The sequence below is a fragment of the Streptomyces sp. HNM0574 genome (assembly GCF_012726235.1).
Lineage (GTDB): Bacteria > Actinomycetota > Actinomycetes > Streptomycetales > Streptomycetaceae > Streptomyces.
The window spans coordinates 1-24823 of the sequence record NZ_JAASAH010000027.1; the positions used below are offsets into that span (position 1 = coordinate 1).

The 24823-nt window shown below is 72.4% G+C and carries 19 protein-coding genes; 7 read left to right on the forward strand and 12 right to left on the reverse strand.

Annotation, left to right across the window (positions count from 1 at the left end; translation table 11 throughout):
- On the reverse strand, nucleotides 1–2186 hold a 2186-nt coding region (locus tag HCC30_RS27825; RefSeq protein ID WP_169445693.1), incomplete at its 3' end, for a nitrate- and nitrite sensing domain-containing protein.
- 574 nt (nucleotides 2187–2760) lie between these two features.
- On the opposite strand from HCC30_RS27825, the gene HCC30_RS27830 reads away from it, so the two are divergent.
- Nucleotides 2761–2919 (forward strand): hypothetical protein, encoded by a 159-nt coding sequence (locus HCC30_RS27830; RefSeq protein WP_169445691.1) that lies wholly within the window; start codon nucleotides 2761–2763, stop codon nucleotides 2917–2919.
- Nucleotides 2920–3041: 122 nt separating this feature from the next.
- Here the strand turns inward: HCC30_RS27830 and HCC30_RS27835 are convergent, their stop codons facing one another.
- The 4 genes from HCC30_RS27835 to HCC30_RS27850 all read right to left on the reverse strand — a co-directional run bounded on the left by HCC30_RS27835 (nucleotide 3042) and on the right by HCC30_RS27850 (nucleotide 9160).
- Nucleotides 3042–3272: an acyl-CoA carboxylase epsilon subunit gene (locus HCC30_RS27835; protein WP_346776840.1), complete on the reverse strand. Its 231-nt coding sequence runs from the start codon at nucleotides 3270–3272 to the stop codon at nucleotides 3042–3044.
- 77 nt (nucleotides 3273–3349) lie between these two features.
- On the reverse strand, nucleotides 3350–4948 hold the full coding sequence (locus HCC30_RS27840; protein WP_169445694.1) for an acyl-CoA carboxylase subunit beta: 1599 nt from the start codon (nucleotides 4946–4948) through the stop codon (nucleotides 3350–3352).
- 187 nt (nucleotides 4949–5135) lie between these two features.
- A complete protein-coding gene (locus tag HCC30_RS27845; protein WP_346776842.1) occupies nucleotides 5136–7451 on the reverse strand; it encodes a polysaccharide lyase 8 family protein in 2316 nt (771 codons plus the stop codon).
- A 230-nt stretch (nucleotides 7452–7681) separates the two neighbouring features.
- Nucleotides 7682–9160 (reverse strand): cytosine permease, encoded by a 1479-nt coding sequence (locus HCC30_RS27850; protein ID WP_169445696.1) that lies wholly within the window; start codon nucleotides 9158–9160, stop codon nucleotides 7682–7684.
- 279 nt (nucleotides 9161–9439) lie between these two features.
- On the opposite strand from HCC30_RS27850, the gene HCC30_RS27855 reads away from it, so the two are divergent.
- Together HCC30_RS27855 and HCC30_RS27860 are read left to right on the forward strand one after the other, a co-directional pair.
- Nucleotides 9440–10444, forward strand: coding sequence for an agmatine deiminase family protein (locus tag HCC30_RS27855; RefSeq protein ID WP_169445706.1), 1005 nt, complete (start codon nucleotides 9440–9442; stop codon nucleotides 10442–10444).
- Nucleotides 10445–10485: 41 nt separating this feature from the next.
- Complete coding sequence (locus HCC30_RS27860) at nucleotides 10486–11142, forward strand: TetR/AcrR family transcriptional regulator (RefSeq protein WP_169445697.1); 657 nt, start codon at nucleotides 10486–10488, stop codon at nucleotides 11140–11142.
- Between the two features lie 33 nt (nucleotides 11143–11175).
- Here HCC30_RS27860 and cimA read toward each other — a convergent pair whose 3' ends face one another.
- The 3 genes from cimA to HCC30_RS27875 all read right to left on the reverse strand — a co-directional run bounded on the left by cimA (nucleotide 11176) and on the right by HCC30_RS27875 (nucleotide 15518).
- Nucleotides 11176–12780 (reverse strand): citramalate synthase, encoded by a 1605-nt coding sequence (gene cimA / locus HCC30_RS27865; protein ID WP_169445698.1) that lies wholly within the window; start codon nucleotides 12778–12780, stop codon nucleotides 11176–11178.
- 333 nt (nucleotides 12781–13113) lie between these two features.
- Complete coding sequence (locus HCC30_RS27870; protein WP_169445699.1) at nucleotides 13114–14217, reverse strand: branched-chain amino acid aminotransferase; 1104 nt, start codon at nucleotides 14215–14217, stop codon at nucleotides 13114–13116.
- Between the two features lie 260 nt (nucleotides 14218–14477).
- Entirely contained in the window at nucleotides 14478–15518 is a 1041-nt protein-coding gene (locus HCC30_RS27875) for a 3-isopropylmalate dehydrogenase (protein WP_169445700.1), read from the reverse strand.
- Nucleotides 15519–15692: 174 nt separating this feature from the next.
- Here HCC30_RS27875 and HCC30_RS27880 point away from each other — a divergent pair, with 174 nt between their 5' ends.
- Nucleotides 15693–17306: a metallophosphoesterase family protein gene (locus HCC30_RS27880; protein WP_206324419.1), complete on the forward strand. Its 1614-nt coding sequence runs from the start codon at nucleotides 15693–15695 to the stop codon at nucleotides 17304–17306.
- Between the two features lie 78 nt (nucleotides 17307–17384).
- Here the strand turns inward: HCC30_RS27880 and HCC30_RS27885 are convergent, their stop codons facing one another.
- The 3 genes from HCC30_RS27885 to HCC30_RS27895 form a co-directional block, all read right to left on the reverse strand.
- Nucleotides 17385–17534: a hypothetical protein gene (locus HCC30_RS27885; protein WP_169445692.1), complete on the reverse strand. Its 150-nt coding sequence runs from the start codon at nucleotides 17532–17534 to the stop codon at nucleotides 17385–17387.
- A gap of 441 nt (nucleotides 17535–17975) precedes the next feature.
- Complete coding sequence (pruA, locus tag HCC30_RS27890; RefSeq protein ID WP_169445701.1) at nucleotides 17976–19607, reverse strand: L-glutamate gamma-semialdehyde dehydrogenase; 1632 nt, start codon at nucleotides 19605–19607, stop codon at nucleotides 17976–17978.
- A gap of 92 nt (nucleotides 19608–19699) precedes the next feature.
- Nucleotides 19700–20626, reverse strand: coding sequence for a proline dehydrogenase family protein (locus tag HCC30_RS27895; RefSeq protein WP_169445702.1), 927 nt, complete (start codon nucleotides 20624–20626; stop codon nucleotides 19700–19702).
- A gap of 235 nt (nucleotides 20627–20861) precedes the next feature.
- Between HCC30_RS27895 and HCC30_RS27900 the strand changes: the two genes are divergently transcribed.
- The gene (locus tag HCC30_RS27900) at nucleotides 20862–22172 is read left to right on the forward strand and encodes a helix-turn-helix domain-containing protein (RefSeq protein ID WP_169445703.1); all 1311 of its coding nucleotides are present in this window, start codon (nucleotides 20862–20864) and stop codon (nucleotides 22170–22172) included.
- On the opposite strand, the gene HCC30_RS27905 is transcribed toward HCC30_RS27900, so the two are convergent.
- Entirely contained in the window at nucleotides 22153–23112 is a 960-nt protein-coding gene (locus HCC30_RS27905; protein WP_240979963.1) for an EamA family transporter, read from the reverse strand. The genes HCC30_RS27900 and HCC30_RS27905 overlap by 20 nt on opposite strands.
- A gap of 84 nt (nucleotides 23113–23196) precedes the next feature.
- Here HCC30_RS27905 and HCC30_RS27910 point away from each other — a divergent pair, with 84 nt between their 5' ends.
- Together HCC30_RS27910 and HCC30_RS27915 are read left to right on the forward strand one after the other, a co-directional pair.
- Nucleotides 23197–24087, forward strand: coding sequence for a LysR substrate-binding domain-containing protein (locus tag HCC30_RS27910; RefSeq protein WP_169445704.1), 891 nt, complete (start codon nucleotides 23197–23199; stop codon nucleotides 24085–24087).
- Nucleotides 24084–24623 (forward strand): GNAT family N-acetyltransferase, encoded by a 540-nt coding sequence (locus HCC30_RS27915; protein WP_346776841.1) that lies wholly within the window; start codon nucleotides 24084–24086, stop codon nucleotides 24621–24623. Before HCC30_RS27910 ends, HCC30_RS27915 begins: the two co-directional genes overlap by 4 nt.
- Nucleotides 24624–24823 lie beyond the last annotated feature (200 nt).

Consider the following 24823-nt stretch of genomic DNA (forward strand, 5'->3'; position numbering starts at 1 on the left):
GCGGCGAGGCCGCCGCCCTTCGCGCCGGAGCCGCCGGGGGCCGCCTTGCCGGGGGCGCCGCCCGGGGCGCCCTTGCCGGCGCCGCCGCCCTGGGCGACGTCGACGGGCAGCATGACCAGCGCCGTCGTGCCGCCGGAGTCGGAGGGGCGGAGCTGGATGCGGATGCCGTGCCGGAGGGACAGGCGGCCGACCACGAAGAGGCCCATGCGGCGGGAGACGGAGACGTCCACCGTCGGCGGGTTGGCGAGCCGCTCGTTGATCGAGGAGAGGTCCTCGGGCGAGAGGCCGATGCCGGTGTCGTGGATCTCGACGAGCACCCGGCCGTCGGGCAGCGCGTGGCCGGTGACCTTGACCTTGGTCTGCGGCGAGGAGAACGAGGTGGCGTTCTCCAGCAGCTCGGCGAGCAGGTGCACGAGGTCGTTGACGACGCGGCCCGCGACCTCGGTCGCCGGGACGGAGTTGAGTTCGATGCGCTCGTACTGCTCCACCTCGGAGGCGGCGGCGCGGAGCACGTCGACCAGCGGGACGGGCCGGGTCCAGCGGCGTCCCGGCTCCTCGCCCGCGAGGACGAGGAGGTTCTCGCCGTTCCGCCGCATGCGGGTGGCGAGGTGGTCGAGCTTGAACAGCGAGGAGAGCTGGTCCGGGTCGGCCTCGCGGGACTCCAGCTCGGAGATGAGGGACAGCTGGCGCTGGATGAGGCCCTGGCTGCGGCGCGAGAGGTTGGTGAACATCGCGTTGACGTTGCCCCGCAGCAGCGCCTGCTCGCCGGCGAGCCGGACGGCCTCGCGGTGTACGTCGTCGAACGCCGAGGCCACCTGGCCGATTTCGTCCTTGCTGTGCACACCGACGGACTCGACGGAGGTGTCCAGCTCCTGCGGCTCGGACTCGGACATCTGCTTGACGAGCTCGGGCAGCCGCTTGCGGGCGACGTCCTGGGCGGTGTCCTGGAGCCGGCGCAGCGAGCGGACCATGGAGCGGGCCACGACGAACGCGCCGACCAGGGAGATGCCGAGGACGAGCAGGATGACCGCGCCGTTGATGAAGGCGCCGGCCTGCGCCTCGGACCGCAGTTCGCGCGCCTGCTGCTCCATCTGGGAGAGCAGCGTCGACTCGATCTTCATCATCTCGTCGATCTTGGTGCGGTCCTGGTCGTACCAGTCCATGTAGGAGCGGTTCTCGGCGGAGATGCCGTCCGCGTTCTTCAGGACCCGGTCGCGGTACTGGTCCGCGGAGACGATGTTGGGGACGGAGCCGTCGAGCGGCTTCGTCAGGCCCGCGGCGCGCTCGTCGCCGTAGATCTTGCTGAAGCTGGTGAGCGAGGCGCGCTCGCTGTCGCTGGCGGTGAGCGCGTACAGCCGGTCGCTCTCGGAGAGTTCGGGGCCGCCCTTGCGGGCGAGACCGGCGGAGATGATCGCGCGCTGGATGGAGGCGAACTCCTTGGCGCCGGAGAACGCCGCGAGCGCACGCGTGCTCTGGATCATCTCGGGGTTGCTGGTGGCCTGCGCCATGTCCTGGGACAGCGAGAGCAGGGACTCGATCAGCTGGTTGTAGCTGTTGACCGTCTGCGAGACGTACGACGGGTTGTCGTACGCGCGCTCGCGGATGTTCTTGATCGCCGTCAACTGACGGGTGATGTCGAGGACGGTCGCCTGGACGCCCGCCATCACCTTGTCGTCGTTGTCGATGTCGGTGGTGGCTTCCTTGAACGCCTGGAACGCGCGGTCGGTCTTCTCGCGCGGACCGACGACGGCGTCGTCCTTGGCGTTCCCCGTGCCGACCAGCGGGCCGGCCGAGCGGTCGCGTTCCTCCTGGAGCGCGGAGGCCAGGTCGGTGGCGTGCTCCGTCATCTCGGTGAGGAGCTTCATGTTGTCCAGCTGGTCGACGCTGGACATGGCGGTGTGCATACGCATCCCGCCGAGCGTCGTCGCGGCGACCACGGGGAGCGTCAGCAGCGCGACGAGGCGGGTGCTGATGCGCCAGTTGCGCAGGGCCATCGACGAGGTCGACCCCGCAGCCTTCTTGCTCTTGGGGCCGGTGCCCCCGGCCGGTGAGGCGCCGCCGGACTCGTTCACGGCAGCCTTGGGACCGCCCTCTTGGGCATGCTCCGGTGAGGAGCCGCGGCCGGTCGCACCGCGCGGCTCCGCATCCCCCGAAGCACTGCCATCCCTCTTGAAACGTCCCTGCACTAGCGTCGCAACCTCTGGACCAGGCGTCCCCCCGCTTGCGACGGCGGGACGGTATCGAGTCGTGGGGGTCCCAAGCCCCCATGGCGGTCGTGAGTGACCGGCGCGTCCCCTCATCTCCACCGCGCGGCGCTGGTGATGCGCCTTGTGCGCGCCGGCTGTCGTCCTGCGGCGGTCCGGGGAATTCCAGCACAGTGCCGGATCTCCAACAAGGGCCTGTGGATAACCCCGGGAGGGGGGTCACGCTTTGCGCGGGTTACCTCACGTAGGGTGCAGAATTCCGCCCGAGATGACGGATTTTTCCACCCGGGAGACCCTGCCACAGTTGTCCGACCAATGACGCACGGGCCTCACGAAGATCCCATTCCGCGCGCAATGCCCGTTTTGGCAACGGTAATTGACGTTCCTTTATGCCGGATTTGCACACACCTCGGTGAGGAAACTCACAGGCTTCTCGTTGTCTGGATCACGACGCCGAGGGGAACAGCGCGCCTATTCTCGGTGTTTACACCCTGTCTGGAAAAGACAAGCAGCCGAGCTGAGCGAGGGACGGTCGAGAGTGAAGACCACGATGTCCATGCGACACACAGCCAATCCGCGCCGGACCACCCTGGCCCACCTGGAGGACGCGGACGAGCTGACCACGGAGGCCACCGCGCCCGAGGCATCCGGACCACTCCCGGCGCAGACCGCGAACCCGCGGCGCACCGTGCTGATGAACGCGCCGTCCAACTGATCGCTCCGCCGATCACGGACCGCGGACACCGCACCGCACACAGCAGACGACTGGGGCCCCGATCGCAGGATCGGGGCCCCAGTCGTCTGTGTCCGTACGGCGGTGGGTGACCGCCCGCCGCGTCAGCCCTGCCAGCTGTGGGGCGCGCGGAAGCCGTGCTGCCGCTCCAGCCTGCGCCAGCCCGCCTTGGTCGCGCGCGGCCCGCGCGCGGGGATCTCCGCGTGCCGGGCGCCCGCGGCGGCACGCGCCAGCAGCAGCGCCGTCACGGCGGCCAGCTCCTCGTCGTTCGCCAGGCCCTTCTCCACGCGGACGAGGCCGGCGGTCCCGGTACTGCCGTCGGGGGTGGTACTCACTTCGGCTCCCATGCTGGTCATGTCACTGGTCACGAGGGGTCGGCCACGTCGGCCGCCGGCGCTCACCGCGCCGTGGCTCACTGCGGCGGGTTGCCGTGCTTGCGGGAGGGCAGGTCGGCGTGCTTGGCGCGGAGCATCTCCAGCGAGTCGATCAGCACCTGCCGCGTCTCGGACGGGTCGATCACGTCGTCGACGAGTCCCCGCTCCGCCGCGTAGTAGGGGTGCATCAGCTCGGCCTTGTACTCCTTGACCATCCGCGTCCGCATGGCCTCCGGGTCGTCGGCCGAGGCGATCTGCTTCCGGAAGATCACGTTCGCCGCGCCCTCGGCGCCCATCACCGCGATCTCGTTCGTCGGCCAGGCGTACGTCAGGTCGGCGCCGATGGACTGCGAGTCCATGACGATGTACGCGCCGCCGTACGCCTTGCGCAGCACCACCGAGATCCGCGGCACCGTCGCGTTGCAGTACGCGTACAGCAGCTTGGCGCCGTGCCGGATGATGCCGCCGTGCTCCTGGTCGACGCCGGGGAGGAAGCCGGGGACGTCCAGCAGCGTGAGGATCGGGATGTTGAAGGCGTCGCACATCTGGACGAAGCGGGCCGCCTTCTCGGAGGCCTCGATGTCCAGCACGCCGGCCAGCGACTGCGGCTGGTTGGCGACGATGCCGACGACCTGGCCGCCCATCCGCGTCAGCACGCACAGGATGTTGTCCGCCCAGCGCTCGTGCACCTCCAGGAACTCGCCGTCGTCGACGATCTCCTCGATCACCTTGCGCATGTCGTACGGGCGGTTGCCGTCCGCCGGGACCAGGTCCAGCAGCGCCTCGCCGCGGCGCTCCACCGGGTCCTCCACCGGCTGCGACGGCGGGTTCTCGCGGTTGTTCTGCGGCAGCAGCGACAGCAGGTAACGCACCTCCTCCAGGCACGTCTCCTCGTCGTCGTACGCGAAGTGCGCGACACCGGAGGTGCCCGCGTGCACATCGGCGCCGCCCAGGCCGTTCTGCGAGACCTCGGCGCCGGTCACCGCCTGCACCACGTCCGGCCCTGTGATGAACATCTGCGAGGTGTCCCGCACCATGAACACGAAGTCCGTCAGCGCCGGGGAGTACGCCGCGCCGCCCGCGCACGGGCCGAGCATCACGGAGATCTGCGGGATCACGCCGGAGGCCCGGGTGTTCCGCTGGAAGATCCCGCCGTAGCCGGCGAGCGCGGAGACGCCCTCCTGGATACGGGCGCCCGCGCCGTCGTTCAGCGAGACCAGGGGCGCGCCCGCGGCGATGGCCATGTCCATGATCTTGTGGATCTTCGTCGCGTGGGCCTCGCCCAGCGCGCCGCCGAAGATCCGGAAGTCGTGCGCGTAGACGAAGACCGTCCGCCCGTGCACGGTGCCCCAGCCGGTGACCACGCCGTCGGTGTACGGCTTCTTCTCCTCCAGCCCGAAGCCCGTCGCGCGGTGCCGCCGCAGCGTCTCCACCTCGCGGAACGAGCCCTCGTCCAGCAGCAGCGCGATGCGCTCCCTGGCCGTCAGCTTGCCCTTGGCGTGCTGCGCCTCGGTCGCCCGCTCGCTCGGGCCGCGGAACGCTTCCTCGCGGATGGCGTGCAGCTCGGCCACGCGGCCGTGCGCGTCCTGCGCCTCGGTGTCCTGGGGCTGGGCGGTCGGCTGGGAGAGATCGGTCATGTATAGACCCTACGAAAGGGCGGTGCCGATCACCGTCGTCAGATTCGCACAGTCTCAGCGGCCGATTCATGGCCGTGCTGTACAGAACCCCGGGGTGGGACCGGTCCGGGGCAGGGAAGTCTCCCAAGCGGGGCGCCCTGGGCTGTGGGATTCCCACAGCCCCCGCACAGGCTTCCCGCTCCCTGCCTCAGCGGGCCAGGACGGTGCAGGTCAGCGTGGCCCCGGCGGTGCCGGTGCTGACGCGCAGCCGCAGCCGGGGCCCGGCCGCGAGCACCTCGACCCCCTCGTCCACCTCCAGCACGGCGGCGACGGGACGGTCCCAGACCAGTTCGACGGGTTCGCCCGTCCGTGCGGGGCCGGCCACGCAGAAGGTGGTGCGGGACGGCTCGGCGCGTACCAGGACGGAGGCCGGGCGGTCGACGGTGAGGTCCCCGACGGTACCGGGCGCGTGGAAGTTGGCCGCGGTGAGCCCGAGCCCGGGGACGGTGACGGCCTGCTGCCGCGCGGTGTTGGCGTCGACGGTCATCCAGCGCCGGTCCGCGGCCCGCACCGCGACCTCGCGCGCGGAGGCGCCCGGCATCAGCAGGTAGCTGTACGCGGCGCCGCGCGGGTCGGTGCCGTGGTCGGTCCACAGGGTGAGGTAGCGGCGGGTGACGCGGTCGGTGGTGCTGCCCTCGTTGATGTCAGACCAGGCGCCGGTGCGCTCCTCGTGGCGGACGCGCAGGCCGGTGCCGTCCGGCCAGACCCAGCCGCCGTGTCCGGCCAGGTGCGCCCAGCGGGCGCCCGCGCGGGTGCGGGTGACGCCGGGTGCGGCGGGGCGGCGGGCGCCGTCGACGGTCAGTTCCGGGGCGGCCGCGCCGAGGTTGCGGTTGTCGTAGACGGTCTCGACGGGGACGCCGTCCCGCGCGGTGATGCCGGCGCCGAGGCAGACGACCGCGTCGTCGACGCAGAACCAGGACTTCACCGCGGTCAGCGTGCTCTCCAGCCCGGCCAGGTGCTGGCCGACGGCGGCGAACTCGCCGTCGGTGGCGCCGCCCGCCCACCGCTCCGCGGGTTTGGGCTCGCCCCATTCGCCGCCCGCGTTGTCGGGAAGCCGCTTGGTGGAGACGGTCGTTCCGGGGAGCCGGTACCAGTCGACGGTGGGCCAGAAGTGGTCGCCGTAGGTGTCGAGGGTGCCCTCCGGGCCCCACCAGTAGAGCATTCCGGCGCCGGTGTGCCAGCCGCGCGGGTTCTCGCCGTTGCCCGCCTCGTAGTACGCGACCCGGTCCGAGGCCATGGCGATGTTGGCGCACCAGCCGGGGCGCCGGTGGACGGCGCGGGCCATGGCGGGGAACAGGCGGTGGCCGACGGGTCCGGGCGCGGTCTCGCCGTCCTCCTCGGCGACGGCGTGCAGCCGGGCGAGGTCGGCGACGCCGAACTGCCGGTCGGTGAGCACCGGGAGCGCCGTGTCCCGGGCGATCCAGCCGCGCACCAGCGCGTTCCAGCGGCGGCGTTCGGCCGGTGCCGCGGCGCCGCCCAACAGGGCGACGGCGGCGGCGAGTTGGTGGCCCCGCGTGTGATCGCTGAGGAGGATGCCCTCGGGGTCCTGCCGCAGCACGCCGCGGGAGATCGCGCGGCCGCTGACGCTGTCCATCATCAGCCCGTCGTGCACCAGCGGCGCGTACGCCCGCTCGACGCTGTCGTGGACGACCTGCCGGTTCGGGTCGGTGATCTCCCACTCGGTGCCGTCGAGCAGGGTGAAGAGCCGGCCGAGTCCGTCGAGCAGCACGTAGCCGTAGGTGCCGGAGTAGGGCACCCAGGTGTGCTGGATGAAGGAGCCGTCGCGGTAGAGCCCGTCGCCCTCGGTGACGTAGGGGAAGACCGGCGAGAGGGAGGCGGCGGCCAGCGCCGTCTTCGCGGGGGCCTCGCCGAGGATGCCGCGCAGTGCGTAGACGCGGCAGAAGTCGACGCGGTTGGCGCCGGTCGAGGTGCCGGTGTACTCGTCGAAGACGGACTCGGGGAGGAAGTGGTCGATCGCCCGGAGCCCGTCCTCGCGGACGGCCGTGCCGGTCTCCCCGTGCAGCAGGGTGAGGGTGTCGAGCAGCGCGAGCGGGCTGCCGATCTGCCACTCCCACCAGTTGCCGTACCGCTCGGTGCCCGGGTGGTAGACGCGCGTGTGCAGATGCGCGAGGCCGGTGACGGCGGCCTCGGCGAGGCCCTTGTCGCCGGTGACGCCGGTGCCGGGCTGGCGGTACGCCTCGGCCATCACCGCGAGGCGCACGTAGGACTGGGTGATGCCGCTCGGCGGGTCGAAGGGGTGGCCGGGGAAGAGGGAGCCGTCCCTGGGGTCCATCGCGGCGCGCAGCTGGCGGGCGCGGTCGCCGAGCCGGGCGAGGCGGGAGGCGTACGGTTCGGCGCCGGCGTCGAAGCCGGTGCCGAGAAGCAGCCGGAGCCAGCGTTCGCGGAGGCCGGCCCAGTCGGGGGCGGCGGCGTGGGCCCGGGCCTGGGAGGCGCCCGGGCCCACGGCGCCGGCGGCGAGGGCCGCGGCGGAGGCCCCGAGGAAGCGGCGGCGGGACCAGCGTCCTCCGGGGCCGAGGGGGCGGGACCAGGAGGGCCACGGGGAGGGGCGGGAGGCGTGCGGCACGGCGGTACCTCTCTCGAAGTGGTGTGAACCTCTCGGGAGTTGACCGTGTAGCAGCGGCCGCGCCGCGCGGCAATGCCCTGGCCCCGCGTGTCCCTCGCGGGGCGGACGGGTCAGGCCCGTACCGGGGCGTCCTCGTCCGCCTCGGGCCCGGCCGGTGCGGTCGCGTCCGGGGCGTCCGGCACCGGCGCCGGTCCGCTCGCCCGGTGTTCGCCGCGGGTGAGGGCGAGGTGGAGGGCGGCGGCGACGGCGGCGGAGAGCAGGAAGCTGAAGTCGAAGCCGCCGAGGACGGGGACGAGCGGCCCGCTGTAGACCGGGGTGTCGACGGCGAGCAGTCCGACGGCGGAGCCGAGGGCCCAGGCGACGGTGGCGCGCGGGTGCCAGCCGCCGGTGAACCAGTAACGCCCGCCCCGCGAGCGGCGGTTGTGCACCTGGAGCGCCTCGGAGTCGTACACCCCGCGGCAGCGCACGTGACCGATGAGGACGATCACCGCCCAGGGGCTGCCGACGGCCGTCAGCAGCAGCACGAAGGCGGTCATCGCGTCCTGTGCCTCCCAGACGAAGTGGCCCAGGAAGACCAGCGCGGTGGAGACGGCGGCGACGGCGTAGGTGGCCCGGGTGCGGGTGGTGCGGGGCACGATCGCGTCCAGGTCGAGGCCCATGGAGTAGAGCATCAGCCCGGCGTTGCCGATGGACCCGGCGGAGGCGGCGAGCAGCAGCGGCACCAGGAACCAGAACGGTGCCTGCGCCGCGAGCGGGCCCGCGTAGTCCTCGCCCGCGCCGACGGCGAGCGCGGTGAAGGTCCCGAACAGCTGCGGGATGAGGAGTCCGGCGGCGAGGCCGAGGCAGGTGGCCAGCAGGACCTTGCGGGAGGAGTGGCGGCGGGGCGAGATGTAGCGGGTGTAGTCGCCGAGCAGGGTGATGAAGGCGATCGGGCCGCTGAGTCCGGCGGCGACGACGGCGAGGAGCCAGGTGGTGGTGAAGTCGCCGAGCAGGTAGTCCGTCCCGGCCGGGGCCGCGGTGGTGAAGTCCGGCGCGTAGGCGAAGAGTCCGACGACCAGCAGCAGCGTCATGCCGACGGCGAGGAAGCGGCTGAGCCGGAGCAGCAGCCGGTAGCCGTAGACGGCGCCGACGGCGGTGCAGGCGGCGAGCAGCGCGTAGACGAGGGCGTAGCCGGCGCCGTGGTCGGCGAGGTGGGGCATGCCCAGGAGCCGGGAGAGGCTCGCGACCATGGCGTCGCCGCCGACCCAGAGGGTGAGCGCGGTGTAGCCGAGGGAGAGCAGCAGTCCGATGACGGAGCCGAGCAGCCTGCCCCGGACGCCGAAGACGGCTCCGCTGCTGGTGGAGAGGTTGGTCGCGGTGCGCAGGGAGACCAGCGCGAGCGGCGCGACGAGGAGGGTGCCGATGCAGGTGCCGAGCACCAGCGCCGTCACCGAGGCCCAGAAGCCGAGCCCGAAGGAGACGGGCAGCCAGCCGAAGATGACGACGCCGAGGGCGAGGTTGGAGCCGATCAGGAAGCTGACCACGTCCCGCGGCCTGCCGGTGCGTTCCCCGTCGGGGATGGTGTCGACGCCGTACTGCTCGATCTGCATGCGCACTCCCTCGTGCTGGATGGGCGGACGGCCACGACGGTTGATCTTTGAGTGGCGCTCAAAAGTGAAGCGCCACACAATGTGAGCCAGTACCGCATCCAGGTCAAGGGGTTCCACAGAATCCTCTGCCGGATTAGAGTGCCGTTCAAAGTCATCGACGGTCGAGGCCCGTCCCCGTCTTCTCTTCGAAGGACTCCGTTGAACACTCCGACGCACACCGCGCCCCCGGCCACCGCCGCAGCCCCCGACGCCGCGACCGCCCCCGAGCCGGGCTTCCGGATGCCGCCCGAGTGGGCACCGCACGAGCGCACCTGGATGGCCTGGCCGGGACCGAACCCGACCTTCGACGACCCGGCGGAACTGGACGAGGCCCGCGCCGCCTGGGCCGCCGTCGCGCACGCCGTGCGCCGCTTCGAGCCGGTCACCGTCGTCGCGAGCCCGGACCAGGCCGATGCCGCGCGGGAGCACCTCGACCCCGCCGTCGAGATCGTGGAACGGCAGCTGGACGACGCCTGGATGCGCGACATCGGGCCGACCTTCCTCACCGGCCCGGACGGCGAACTCGGCGCCGTCAACTGGGTGTTCAACGGCTGGGGCGCGCAGTCCTGGGCCCGCTGGGAGCACGACGCGCGGGCCGGCGCGTACGTCGCGGGGCGGGCCGCGGCGCGCACCCAGCACTCACCGCTGGTCAACGAGGGCGGCGGCATCCACGTCGACGGCGAGGGCACGGTGCTGCTCACCGAGACCGTGCAGCTGGACCCCGAGCGCAACCCGGGCTGGACGCACGAGCAGGTCGAGACGGAGATCCACGCCCGGCTCGGCACCCGCAAGGCGATCTGGCTGCCCCGCGGACTCACCGCCGACTACGGCCAGTTCGGCACCCGCGGGCACATCGACATCGTCGCCGCCTTCGTGAAGCCGGGACTCGTCGTCGCGCACACCCAGCCCGACCCCGCCCACCCCGACCACGAGCTGTGCCGGGAGAACGTGAAGCTGCTGCGCGGCTCCACCGACGCGCACGGCAGGCCGCTGGAGGTCGTCGAACTGCCGGCCCCGACGGTCACCGAGGTCGACGGCGAACTCGTCGACTACAGCTACGTCAACCACTACCTGTGCAACAACGGCGTCGTGCTGTGCTCCTTCGACGACCCGATGGACGAGCACAACGCGGCGATCTTCCGCCGGATCTTCCCCGACCGTACGGTCTCGCTCGTGGACGCGCGTACGATCTTCGCAGCCGGAGGCGGCATCCACTGCATCACGCAGCAGCAGCCGAAGGTCTGACCAGCGGCAGCGGCACACGAGGGCGGCGGGAGGCGACGGCCATGGCCGGACGGCCTGCGAACTCCGGGAAGAATTCCGGCACTTCGGCGGGTGAGGGAAACCACCGCGCCCGCCGCCCCGCGCAACCGCGCGAGAACCTGCTCGGGGCCGCCATGGCCACCATCGCCGAACACGGCCTGGACCGGCTGACGATGGCCGGGCTCGGGCGGCAGGTCGGGATGAGCAGCGGCCATCTCCTCTACTACTTCAAGTCCAAGGACGAGCTGCTGCTCCAGACGCTCCAGTGGAGCGAGGAGCAGCTCGGCGGGGAGCGCCGCAGCGCGCTCGCCCGCCAGGTGCCGGTACGGGAGCGGATCGACACCCTCGTCGACCTCTACCTGCCCACCGGTCACCGCGACCCGCACTGGGCCCTGTGGCTGGAGGTGTGGAACCGCTCGCAGTACGCCGACGACGAGGTGCGCGCCCGCCAGCTGGAGCTCGAACTCGCCTGGCACCGCGACCTCGTGGCGCTGCTCGTCGAGGGCGCGGCGCACGGCGAGTTCCGCCCCGTCGACGCCGACCGCTTCTCCACCCGCACCCGCGCGCTGCTCGACGGCCTCGGCACCCACCTCGTCGTCGGCCTGCCCGGGCTGGACCGTACGACGGCCCTCGGCCACGTACGCGACCACCTCGACGCGGCGCTGCTGCCACCGGAGTGAGGCCGGGGGCGGGCGCCGCCCCCGGCTGCCCGCTCAGTCCTGCGGTTCGGCGCCGGCCCGCAGCAGGCCGAAGGTGTAGCCGTCCTCCAGCGCCTGCCAGGAGGCGGCGATGACGTTCCCGGCCACGCCGACGGTGGACCACTCGGACGGGCCGTCGCTCATGGTGATCAGCACCCGCGTCGTGGAGTCGGTGCCGTGCGTGCCCTCCAGGATGCGGACCTTGTAGTCGACCAGGGAGATCCGCGCCAGCTGCGGGTAGATCCGCTCCAGTCCCTGACGCAGCGCGCGGTCCAGGGAGTTGACGGGGCCGTTGCCCTCGCCGGTGGCGACGATGCGCTCGCCCTTCGCCCAGAACTTCACCGTCGCCTCGTTCGCCTGCTCCCCGTCGGGGCGCTGCTCGACGATGGCGCGCCAGGACTCGACGCGGAAGAAGCGGCGCTGCGTGCCGTGCACCTCGTCCCGCAGCAGGAGTTCGAAGGAGGCGTCGGCCGCCTCGTACGAATACCCCTTGAGCTCCTGCTCCTTGATCCGCTCGACGATCCGGCCGACGAGTTCGCGGTCGCCCTCCAGGTCGTAGCCGAGCTCCTTGCCCTTCAGCTCGACGGAGGCGCGGCCGGCCATGTCGGAGACCAGCATCCGCATGGTGTTGCCCACCAGCTCGGGGTCCATGTGCTGGTAGAGGTCCGGGTCGACCTTGATCGCGGAGGCGTGCAGCCCGGCCTTGTGCGCGAACGCGGAGGTGCCGACGTACGGCTGGTGGGTGGACGGGGCGAGGTTGACGACCTCGGCGATGGCGTGCGAGATGCGCGTCATCTCCCGCAGGGCGCCCTCGGGCAGCACCTTCCTGCCGTGCTTCAGCTCCAGCGCGGCGACCACCGGGAAGAGGTTGGCGTTGCCGACCCGCTCGCCGTAGCCGTTCGCGGTGCACTGCACGTGCGTGGCGCCGCCGTCGACCGCGGCGAGGCTGTTGGCGACGGCGCAGCCGGTGTCGTCCTGCGCGTGGATGCCCAGCCGCGCGCCGGTCTCCGCCAGCACCTCGGCGACGACCCGCTGCACCTGCGCGGGGAGCATCCCGCCGTTGGTGTCGCAGAGCACGACGACCTCGGCGCCGGCGCCGTGCGCGGCGCGGACGACGTCCCTAGCGTAGCCGGGGTTCTCGCGGTACCCGTCGAAGAAGTGCTCGCAGTCGACGAAGACCCGGCGCCCGCTCTCGCGGAGGAACTCCACGGTCTCGCGGACCATGGCGAGGTTCTCCTCCAGCGTGGTCCGCAGGGCGAGTTCGACGTGCCGGTCGTGGGACTTGGCGACGATGGTGACCACCGGGGCGCCGGAGTCGACCAGCGCCCGCACCTGCGGGTCGATCTGCGCGGGCACCCCGGCCCTGCGGGTCGAGCCGAAGGCGACGAGCTCCGCGTGCTCGAAGTCGATCTCCGTGCGGGCGCGTTCGAAGAACTCGGTGTCCCGCGGGTTCGCGCCGGGCCAGCCGCCCTCGATGTAGCCGACGCCGAACGCGTCGAGGTGGCGGGCGATGGTGAGCTTGTCCGCTACGGAGAGGTTGATGCCCTCACGCTGGGCGCCGTCGCGCAGCGTGGTGTCGAAGACGTGGAAGGCGTCGGTACCGGTGGCGTCGGTGGTCATCTCTGGTTGCTCTCCTGGGTCAGTGGTTCCGGACGGAAGCGTTCCACTTGCCCCCATCATCCCGCGCCGCTCCGTCCCCGGCCGGGTAGGGCCGGAAAACGAAAAAACCCCTCGCGGGTGCGAGAGGTCTGCGCGCGGGTCTGGGGCACGGTGTCCGCCACCGCGGGGGTTCCGCGGGGACGGTCACTGCGGACCGGCGCGCCTGCTGCCAATCATCACGGCGAAACGGGGCACAAAACGGAGCTTCGCACACCGGGCCCGCCTCCAGGAGCCCCGTCTCACCATCCGGATCGGGTCCGCACCGGGGCGCCCCGGTGCGGACCCGCCGCGTGTTCAGCCGAGCTCGTGCATCCAGCCGTGCGGGTCCTCGGCCCGGCCGGACTGGATCGCCAGCAGGGCCTCGCGGAGCCGCATGGTGACCGGGCCGGGCTCGCCGCCACCCACCGTCCAGGAGTCCCGGGAGGTCTTCACGTCGCCGACGGGGGTGATCACCGCGGCGGTGCCGCAGGCGAAGACCTCGGTGAGGCTGCCGTCGGCGTTGCCCTCGCGCCAGGCGTCGGTGGAGATGCGGGCCTCCTCCGTCGCGTACCCCAGGTCGGAGGCGATGGAGAGCAGCGAGTCGCGGGTGATGCCGGGCAGGAGGGTGCCGGTCAGCTCGGGGGTGACGATCCGCGCGTCCGCGCCCGACCCGTACACGAAGTACAGGTTCATGCCGCCCATCTCCTCGACCCAGCGGCGCTCGACGGCGTCCAGCCAGACGACCTGGTCGCAGCCGTGCTGCGCGGCCTCGGCCTGGGCGACGAGCGAAGCGGCGTAGTTGCCCGCGCACTTGGCCTCGCCGGTGCCGCCGGGCGCGGCCCGCACGTAGTCCTCGGAGAGCCAGACCGAGACGGGCTTGATGCCGCCGGAGAAGTACGGGCCCGCCGGGGAGGCGATGACCATGAAGGTGTACTCGTTGGCGGGCTTCACGCCGAGGCCGACCTCGCTGGCGAACATGAACGGCCGCAGGTAGAGCGACTCCTCACCGACGCCCGGCACCCAGCTCTTGTCCTGCGTGACCAGCAGGTCGCACGCCTCGATGAAGGTCTCGACGGGCAGCTCGGGCATCGCCAGCCGCTTCGCGCTGCGCTGGAAGCGGCGCGCGTTGGCGTCGGGGCGGAAGACGGCGACCGATCCGTCGGGCTGCCGGTACGCCTTCAGCCCCTCGAAGATCGACTGCGCGTAGTGCAGCGTCATGTTCGCCGGGTCCATCTGGAGCGGCGCGTAGGGCTGGAGCTGCGCGTCGTGCCAGCCCCGGCCCTCGGTCCACTTGATGGTGACCATGTGGTCGGTGAAGTAACGGCCGAAGCCGGGGTTCGCCAGCACCGCCTCGCGCTCCGCGTCGGGCAGCGGCTGCGCGGAGGGCTTGAGGTCGAACTCGATTCGAGGGGTGGTCATGTGAGCGCGTCCTTCGCTGAGTGTCGTAGCGGACCGCGCCCCGTTCCCGCGGCGTCCGGAGTGCGTCTGTGAGGGAGCGCACAGTACTTGGACGTCCGAGTGGTTCCTCGTGCGGCGGGCCCACGTCCGATTATCGCTCGTGAGGTTCCGCGCAGCGGGGGTGGGTGGCGGCCCTGGGAAAGATGGTGACACCCAACCGCCGAGTAGCACAGCGGCCGGGCGCCTGTGGCCCGGCCGCTGTGACAAGCGTGACGCCGGGCCTAGCCGGCTACTCGCGCCGCGAGCGCGTCGCCGATCTCGTCCGTCGTGCGGACGGTGCCGGCGCTCGCCTCCAGGTCCGCGGTGACCGCGTCCTCGATGCGGGCCGCCTCGCTCTCGTGGCCGAGGTGGCGCAGCAGCAGCGCGACGGAGAGGACCGCGGCGGTGGGGTCGGCCTTGCCGGTGCCCGCGATGTCCGGCGCGGAGCCGTGCACCGGCTCGAACATCGAGGGGAACGCGCCGGAGGGGTTGACGTTCCCGGAGGCGGCGAGGCCGATGCCGCCGGAGACGGCCGCGGCGAGGTCGGTCAGGATGTCGCCGAAGAGGTTGTCGGTGACGATGACGTCGAACCGCTCCGGGTCGGTGACCATGAAGATCGTCGCGGCGTCGACGTGCAGGTAGTCGGTGGTGACCTCGGGGTACTCCTCGCCGACCCGGTCGAAGAGGTTCTTCCAGAGGTGGCCGGCGTGCACCAGCACGTTGTTCTTGTGCACGAGCGTCAGCTTCTTGCGCGGCCGCGCCTGGGCCCGCTCGTACGCGTCCCGCACCACGCGCTCGACGCCGTACGCGGTGTTCACGCTGACCTCGTTGGCGACCTCGGCCGGGGTGCCCGTCCGGATGCTGCCGCCGTTGCCGACGTACGGGCCCTCGGTGCCCTCGCGGACGACGACGAAGTCGATCGCGGGGCGTCCCGCCAGCGGGCTCTCGGTGTTGGGGAAGAGCTTCGACGGGCGGATGTTGACGTAGTGGTCGAAGGCGAAGCGCAGCTTCAGCAGCAGCCCGCGCTCCAGCACCCCGGAGGGCACGCTCGGGTCGCCGATGGCGCCCAGCAGGATCGCGTCGTGGCCCTTGAGGCGCTCCAGGTCCGCTTCGGGCAGGGTCTCGCCCGTGCGGTGCCAGCGCTGGGCCCCGAGGTCGAACTGCTCGGTTTCCAGCTTCACTTCACTCGGCAGAACGGCCGTGAGGACCTTCAGGCCCTGCGCCACGACTTCCTGGCCGATTCCGTCACCGGGGATCACTGCGAGGCTGATGCTGCGAGACATGCGAGGACCATACTCCGCGTCCCATGCGTTGACACACGTTGTCCGCATCGCGGACCGGAGCCTCCCGCTCCGGCCCCGGCCGCGGGCCCCACCGGCCCTGTCGTGACCGCGCGTTCACCTCAGGTACGGCCGTGCGCCTCCCCTCTTTAGGGCACCGCTGCCATGTTGTCGGGCATGACCTCACCGCGCGACCTTCCCCGTACGGGCATACCCGACAAGATCGCCTCCCGGATGAGCATGGCCGAGCAGCACGCGTACCTGCGGGCCAAGTTCTCCCGCAGGGGGGTGCTGCGCGGCGGCGGCATCGTCACCGCGGGGGCGCTGGGCGGCGCGGGGCTGGTGACGGCGGCGGACAACGCGCTGGGCAACGGCGCCCCGGCGAGCGGGAGTTCGCCCGTACTGGCGACCAGCGCGGTGAAGGTGGACGGCTCGCTCGTCGCGCCGTTCGGCCGGCACCTCGCCTTCGGCGCCGACCCGAAGACCCAGATGCGCGTCTCCTGGCAGGTGCCCTTCGCGGTGAAGCGGCCGTACCTGCGCGTCGGGCGTGAGCCGTGGGACCTGGGCCGGAAGGTCGAGGCCGAGGTGCGCCGGCTGCACACGCCCGCGCTGTCCAAGAAGCAGCCCGAGGTGGAGCAGTTCTACCTGCACGCGGCGCTGGACGGCCTGCGTCCCGGCACCACCTACTACTACGGCGTCGGCCACGACGGCTTCGACCCGGCCTCCGCCGAACGGATCTCCACCCTCGGCTCGTTCACCACCGCACCGGCGGGCGCGTCCGAGAAGTTCGTCTTCACCGCCTTCGGCGACCAGGGCGTCAGCTACGACGCGCTCGCCAACGACCAGCTGCTGCTCGGCCAGAACCCGGCCTTCCACCTGCACGCGGGCGACATCTGCTACGCGGACGAGTCGGGCCAGGGCAAGGAGTCGGACACCTACGACGCGCGCGTGTGGGACCAGTTCCTCGCACAGACCGAGTCCGTCGCGGCCCGCGTCCCGTGGATGGTGACGACCGGCAACCACGACATGGAGGCCTGGTACTCCCCCAACGGCTACGGCGGCCAGTCGGCCCGCTGGTCCCTGCCGGACAACGGCCCGGACGCCGGATCGGCCCCCGGCATCTACGCGTTCGTCTACGGCAACGTCGGCGTGATCGCCCTGGACGCCAACGACGTCAGCTACGAGATCCCGGCCAACAAGGGGTACACCGACGGCGCGCAGACCAAGTGGCTGGCCCGCCGCCTGAAGGCGCTGCGCGCCGACGACGCCGTCGACTTCGTCGTCGTCTTCTTCCACCACTGCGCGTACTCCACCAGCACCCACGCCTCCGACGGCGGTGTGCGCGACGCCTGGGGCGACCTCTTCGAGCAGTACCAGGTGGACCTCGTGGTCAACGGACACAACCACGTCTACGAACGCACCGACCCCGTCCGGGCCGGCGAGCGGACGCGGAAGCTCCCCGTCGGCGGGACCACCGACCCCGTACGGGACGGGACGGTGTACGTGACCGCGGGCGGCGCGGGCAAGAAGCTGTACGACTTCCCCGTCCCGGACAGCTACGAGGGGAACCTGAACGAGCGGGACAGCGTGCTCAGCTTCCGCTGGACCGAGCACCGGGTGCCGGACCCGGACCGCGTGGAGTGGTCCCGGGTCCGCTACACCGGTTTCTCGTTCATCGCCGTCGAGTCCGACCCCGGGGCGACGGGCCGGCCGCCGCAGCTCCAGGTCACAGCGCTGGCCGAATCCGGCCGCCGCGTCGACCACTTCACCGTCCGCAGGCGGGGCAGTTAGTCGGTGGCGACGGCGCCCCGCAGGGGCGCGGGGAACTGCGCGACCAGCCACGGCACACCCGCGGCCCGCTGGGCGCGGTCAGTGCCCGGTGGCGCCGCCGTTGTCCCTGCGGTCGAGTGCGCGCTGGAGCGCGGCGGCGGCGTTGCGCCGGTCGGTGTCCTTGTTGAGGCGGGCGGTCCGGCCTGCGCGGGCGGCGTGACGGACGCGTCGGCGAGCGGTCTCATCCATGATCGGCAACTCCTTCTGCACAGCGAGAGAAGGGGGAGGAAAGAAGCGGGGATGCAACGCGCCGGAAGGGGCGGGCACGTGGCGGGCAGGGGTCGCCTGCGTGGAGCGCACACGCGTCATCCGCCGCTCGCTGATGAGCGAGACGTTCGGCTCCTACAAAGCTACGGCCCGCGAGCCGTGCTGTCTCCCCATGTACTTGGCCTTCCTACTATCTGAGACGGACGCCACTCCCGCATCCCGCACACACCGCGTGACCAGGCGCTCCGCACCCGTGTCCGGCCACGCGACCACCCGCCCCAACCGGCTTCGCACGCCCCGGAGTTGGCCACCCGCCACCCTCCGCACCGGGCGCCCCACGGGTCACGCGACGGGCCCGGCACCCCCGTGAGGGAGTGCCGGGCCCGTACCCGTTCGGTCCCGCCCCGAAGGGCGGCGCCGGGGTCAGTCCATGTGCGGGTAGCGGTAGTCCGTCGGGGCCACCGCCGTCTCCTTGATGGCGCGCGGGGAGGACCAGCGCAGCAGGTTGAACTTCGAGCCCGCCTTGTCGTTGGTGCCGGAGGCGCGGGCACCGCCGAAGGGCTGCTGGCCGACGATCGAGCCGGTGGGCCGGTCGTTGACGTAGAAGTTGCCGGCGGCGAAGCGGAGCTTCTCCGAGGCGGCGGCCACGGCCTGCTTGTCCCGGCCGAGGACGGCACCGGTCAGCGCGTACGCCGAGGCCGACTCCATCTGGTCGAGCATCTCGTCGAACTTCACGTCCTCGTAGACGTGGACGGCGACGATCGGGCCGAAGTACTCCTTGGTGAAGACCTCGTTCGAAGGGTCCGAGCAGACGATCACGGTCGGGCGGACGAAGTAGCCGACGGAGTCGTCGTACGTGCCGCCCGCGACGATCTCGCAGGTCGGGTCGGCGGCGGCGCGGTCGATGGCGTCCTTGTTCTTGGCGAAGGAACGGTCGTCGATCACGGCCGACATGAAGTTCGACAGGTCCGCCGGGTCGCCCATGGACAGGCCCTCGGTCTCGGTGACCAGCTCGTCCTTCAGGCCGCCCTCCCAGATGGAGCGCGGGATGTAGGCGCGGGAGGCGGCCGAGCACTTCTGGCCCTGGTACTCGAAGGCACCGCGGGTGATGGCCGTCTTCAGGATCTTCGGGTCGGCGCTGGGGTGCGCGACGATGAAGTCCTTGCCGCCGGTCTCGCCGACCAGACGCGGGTACGCCTTGTACCCGGCGATGTTCTCGCCGACGGACTTCCACAGGTGCTGGAAGGTCGCGGTGGAACCCGTGAAGTGCACACCGGCCAGGTCCGGGTGCGGCAGGGCGACCTCCGAGACCTCCTTGCCGTCACCGGTCACCAGGTTGATGACGCCCTTGGGCAGACCGGCCTCCTCCAGCAGCTCCATGAGCAGCACGGCGGAGTGGGTCTGCGTCGGGGACGGCTTCCACACCACGACGTTGCCCATCAGCGCGGGCGCGGTGGGCAGGTTGCCCGCGATCGCGGTGAAGTTGAAGGGCGTGATCGCGTAGACGAAGCCCTCCAGCGGACGGTGGTCCATCCGGTTCCACACGCCCTTGGGCTGGATCAGCGGCTGCTCCTGGAGCAGCTCACGCGCGAAGTGCACGTTGAAGCGCCAGAAGTCGATCAGCTCGCAGGGGGCGTCGATCTCGGCCTGCTGCGCGGTCTTGGACTGGCCGAGCATCGTCGAGGCGGCGATCTTCTCGCGCCAGGGGCCGGACAGCAGCTCGGCCGCCTTGAGGATGATCGCGGCGCGGTCGTCGAAGGACATCGCGCGCCAGGCCGGGGCCGCGGCCAGGGCGGCGTCGATCGCGTCCTGGGCGTCCTGGCGGGTGGCGTTGGCGTACGTACCGATGACGGCCTTGTGCTTGTGCGGCTGCACGACGTCGACGCGCTCGCCGCCGCCCATCCGCTTCTCGCCGTCGATCGTCATCGGCAGGTCGATCGGGTTCTCCGCCAGCTCCTTGAGCTGCCGCTCGAGACGGGCGCGCTCCGCGCTGCCCGGCGCGTAGGTGTGCACCGGCTCGTTGTACGGGGCGGGGACGTGGGTCACAGCGTCCATGATTGCCGTGTCTCCTTTAACTCTCTGGTGTCGACCGGGTGCGTGGGTCCGGGTGCCGGTCCTGGCTGGGGCTGAGGTGCGGGCCGCGGGGGTCAGCCGCGGGTGACCAGCGACCGCAGGAAGAAGCCGAGGTTGGCGGGGCGCTCGGCCAGGCGCCGCATGAAGTACCCGTACCAGTCTGTCCCATAGGGGACATAGACCCGCATACGGTGGCCTTCGGCCACCAGCCGCTCCTGCTCGGCGTCGCGGATGCCGTACAGCATCTGGAACTCGTACTCGTCCTGCTTGCGGCCCGCGGCCCGGGCCAGCTCCTGCGCGATGGCGACCATGCGCGGGTCGTGCGAGCCGACCATCGGGTAGCCCTCGCCCGCCATCAGGATCTTCAGGCAGCGGACGTAGGCGAGGTCCACCTCGCGCTTGTCCTGGTACGCGACGGAGGCGGGCTCCTTGTAGGCGCCCTTGACCAGCCGCACGCGCGAGCCCTCACCGGCGAGCGCGTGGCAGTCCTCCTCGGTGCGGAAGAGGTAGGACTGCACGACGGCACCGGTCTGCGGGAAGCGCTTCCGCAGCTCGGCGAGGATGGCGAGGGTGGAGTCGACCGTGGTGTGGTCCTCCATGTCGAGGGTGACCGTGGTCCCCGCCTCGGCGGCGGCCTCGACGACGGGCAGCACGTTCTCGTACGCCAGGTCGTCGCCGCCGGGCAGCGCCTGCCCGAACGCGGACAGCTTCACCGACATCTCGGCCCGCGCGCCCTGTCCCTCACCGGCCAGCGCCTCGGCGAGGGCGAGGTAGGCGTCGCGGTTGCGGAGCGCCTCGGAGCGGTCGGTGATGTCCTCGCCGAGATGGTCGAGGGTGACCTCCATACCGCGGCCGGTCAGCGACCGGACGGTACGCAGGGACTGGTCGAGCTGTTCGCCCGCCACGAAGCGGTCCACCACGGGGCGGGTGACCGGCGCGGCCGAGACGAGGCGGCGGATGCTGTCGCTGCGGGCGGCAGCGAGAAGCACGGGTCCCAGCACGGGCACCTCCAACAGACGTTCTTTTCCTGGCTTGATTCCGACCTGGAAAGCCACCCTGAATCTAAGGATCGCTCTCCTCGGGCAGCCATCGACAGCTGTCACGCATCCGTGGCCCGGATCTCAGACAGATGTATGAGAATGGTGAGCGGGAGCCGCCAGGGGGTGCGGCTCCGAGAGCCCACGACGGGCGGGAACGGCAAGATCACAGCAGGGCCCGGGAGGCGACGGAACGGCGATGCGCGAGGACTACCAGGCCCTGATCGACGAGGTGTCCACCCTGCTCGGCTCCCCCGCCACCCTGGAGGGCCGCGATTTCGCGCTGATCGCCTTCGGCGCGCACGGCAGCTACGCGGACGCCTCCGACCCCGGTGCGCCCGAGGCCACCGACCTCGCGCTCGACCCCGTCCGCACCCGCTCGATCCTGCACCGCCGCTCGACCGCCCAGGTCAGGGCCTGGTTCGAGAGCTTCGGCATCACCCGCGTCACCGCGCCGGTGCGTATCCCGCCCGACCCCTCGGCCGGCGTCGTGCACGGCCGGATCTGCCTGCCCGTACGGCACGGCGGCGTCGCCTACGGCTACATATGGCTGCTCGACGACCGGCGGCTCCCCCTCGACGACCCGAAGCTCACCGCCGCCATGGCCACCGCCTCCCGGATCGGCACCCTCCTCGCGGCCGAGGCCCGCGCGGGCGCCCGCACCGGGGAGCTGCTGCGCGAACTGCTGACCGCGACGGGCGGCCCCCGCGCCAGGGACGAGGCCGCCGAGGGCCTGCGCGGCGAACTCGGCAAGGCCGCCACCGGCCCGCTGACGCTGATCGCCGTCACCCCGTGGCACGTGTCCGACGACAGCGGAGCGTCCGACAGCCCGGCCCGGGCCACCACGGCGGGCCGCCCGCACATCGCGGCCCAGTGCGTCATCCCCGGCACGGGCGAGGACGAGGACGCCCCGGGAGACGCCCCTCGCGGGGCCCGTCCGGCCCCCGGCGACCGCGTCAACTCCCCCGGCGAGCAGGCCGGTTCACCGGCCAGGCCCGCCGCGCTCGCCGCGCTCGTCCGGCTGCGCACCCCGGACGGTCTCGCCCCGGCCCGCTCGGCCGCCGAGGGCCTGCTGCGGTCCGCGTACGCCGGCGGGCGCGGCGCGGCCGCCGGGATCAGCACGCCCCGCACCGGACTGGAGGGGCTGGACGCGGCGTGGCGGGAGGCGGGCGCCGCCGCGCGCGCGGCCCGCGCCGAACCGGCGCTCGGCCCCGTCGCCGAGTGGAGCGCCATCGGCCCGTACCGCCTCCTGACCGCGCTCCCGCCCGGCGCCGGCGGCGACCCGGCCGTCACCGACCTGCTCCGCCCCACGCACCGCGAACTGGCCCGCACCGCCGAGGAGTTCCTCGACCACGCGGGCCAGGCGGGCCGCACCGCCGCGGCCCTCGGCGTACACCGCCAGACCCTCTACTACCGCCTGGCCCGCGTCGAACAGCTCACCGGCCTCGACCTCGACAACGGCGAACACCGCCTCCTGCTGCACATGGCACTCAAGTCGCGTCGGCTGTAAGCACCTTCGGCGGCTCGTCACGGGACGGTTCCGTCGCGGCCGCCCCGTCGTCCCGCCCGCCCGCACGCGTCGCCCCGATCCCCGCGGCGACGACGCAGAGGACGCCGGCGGCGGATGCCGGGCCCGGGATCTGGCCGAGGGTGACGGCGCCGATGGCCAGGGCGATGGCGGGCTCCAGGCACATCAGGGTGCCGAAGGCCGTCGCGGTGAGGCGGCGGAGGGCGAGGAACTCCAGGCTGAAGGGGATCACGGGGTGCAGCGTGGCGAGTGCGAGGCCGGTCAGCACCAACGGCCAGGTGACGTGGGCCAGTTCGGAGGGGCCGGCGGCGAAGGTGGCCACGATCCCGGCGACGGGCATGGAGACGGCCAGCCCGCTCAGCCCCGTCACCCGGTCCCCCACCCGCTGGGTCAGCAGGATGTACGCGGCCCAGCAGACGGCGGCGGCCAAGGCGAGGCCGAGGCCGACCGCGTCGATGCCGCCGTGCCAGGGCTCGGTGAGCAGGACGACGCCCACGGCGGCGGGCAGCGCCCAGAGCCGGCGCCTGCCGCGGCCCGTGCACAGCACGACCGTGAGCGGCCCGAGGAACTCCAGCGCGCTCGCCGTGCCCAGCGGGATGCGGGCCACGGCGTACATGAACAGGATCATCAGCCCCGCCGTGGCCGCGCCCAGGACGACGGCGACCAGCAGGTCGGAGCGGGTGAAGTCGGAGGGGCGCGGCCTGACCAGGACCAGCAGCAGGACTCCCGCCCAGGCCAGCCGCAGCCAGGCGGTGCCCGCCGGGCCGAGCTGGTCGAAGAGGTGCACCGAGAGCGCCAGCCCGAGCTGTACGCAGAACATCGAGGCCAGCGCCATCACGGCGCCGCCCGCCGGCCCGTCGTACGGCCGGGAGGTACGGGACGGTGGCGTGCCGGGGCCTGCGGCGGTTTCCTGCGGGGTCATGGCGACCAGTAGACGGCGCACGGACCGTTTCCGTCCACGTGCCGATCATGGACGTACCGTTTCGGAAAGCTGGACAATGGGCGGATGGAGACGCGAAGGCTGGAGATGCTGGCGGAATTGTCCCGTTCGGGCTCGATGCGGGCCGTCGCGGATGTGTTGGGAACCACCACCTCGACGGTCTCGCAGCAGATCGCCGCCCTGTCCCGGGAGACGGGCACCGCGCTCACCGAACCGGCGGGCCGCCGCGTCCGGCTCACCCCCGCCGGGCGCAGGCTGGCCGAGCACGCGGTGACGATCCTCGCCGCCGTCGAGGCGGCCCGCCTCGACCTGGGCCCGGGCGCCGAGCCCAACGGCACCGTCCGCGTCGCCGGGTTCGGCACCGCCATCCGCGCCTCCCTGCTGCCCGCGCTCACCCGCCTCGCCGCCGACCACCCGCGGGTACGCCTGCTGATCCGCGAGCACGAACCGGCCGAGGCTCTCGACCTGCTCACCGCCGACGAGATCGACCTCGCGCTGGTCTACGACTACGACCTCGCCCCGCTCGACCCCGGCCCCGCCGTCCGCAGCACCCCGCTGTGGACCGCCGCCTGGGGCCTGGGCGTCCCGGCCGGCGAACCCGCGCAGGCCGGTTCCACGCTCGACGTCTTCGCCCGGTACGCGACGCACGAGTGGATCACCAACTCCCGCAACACCGCCGACGACCACGTCGTCCGCACCCTCGCCTCGATGGCCGGGTTCACCCCCCGCGTGACGCACCGCGCCGACAGCCTCGACCTCGTCCAGCACATGATCGCCGCGGGCACGGGCGTCGGCCTCCTCCCCCGGGACCAGCCCACCCGCCCCGACGTCCGCGTCCTCCCGCTCCCCTCCCCCGCCGTCCACCTCCGCTCCTACGCGGTGGCCCGCCACGGCCGCCTCGACTGGCCACCGCTGACACTGGTGACGGAACTGCTGACAGGAGGGGACGACGCGTGACGGGCCGTCTCCGCACGGACCGGCTGCTGCTGCGGCCCTGGCGCGACACCGACCTCGCCCCCTTCGCCGCGCTCAACGCGGACCCCGAGGTGATGCGCCACTTCCCCGCGCCGCTCACCCGTACCGAAAGCGACGCCCTGGCACACCGCCTCGCCGACGGCATCGACACCCGCGGCTGGGGCCTGTGGGCCCTGGAGACCGTGCGGGACGGCGAGTTCATCGGCTTCACCGGCCTCTCCCCCGTGGGCTTCGACGCCCACTTCACCCCCGCCGTGGAGATCGGCTGGCGACTGGCCCGCACGGCGTGGGGCCGGGGCCACGCCACGGAGGCGGCCCGCGCGGCACTCGCCTTCGCCTCCGACGAGCTGGGACTCGAAGAGGTCGTCTCCTTCACCGCCACCGGCAACGCGCGCTCCCGCGCCGTGATGGCCCGCCTCGGCATGACCCGCACCCCGCACGACGACTTCACCCACCCGTCCCTCCCGCCCGGCCACCCCCTGCGGCCCCACGTCCTCTACCGGCTCCAGCTGCGGTAGCGGGGCCTCGGGGTACGTCGCGGAGTCGCCCGCTCCCACCCCGCTCGGGAGGTCTGCACCGAGGGCAGGGCCGGCAAGCGCGGGGCCACCCCGGCGCGGGGTGCGCAACCGCCGTCGCCGGGCCACCCCGTACGCCGTGGCCGTTCGCGCCGTTCCCCGCGCCCCCTTCCACGGGCGCGCCCCGCTGCTTCCGGTGCGGC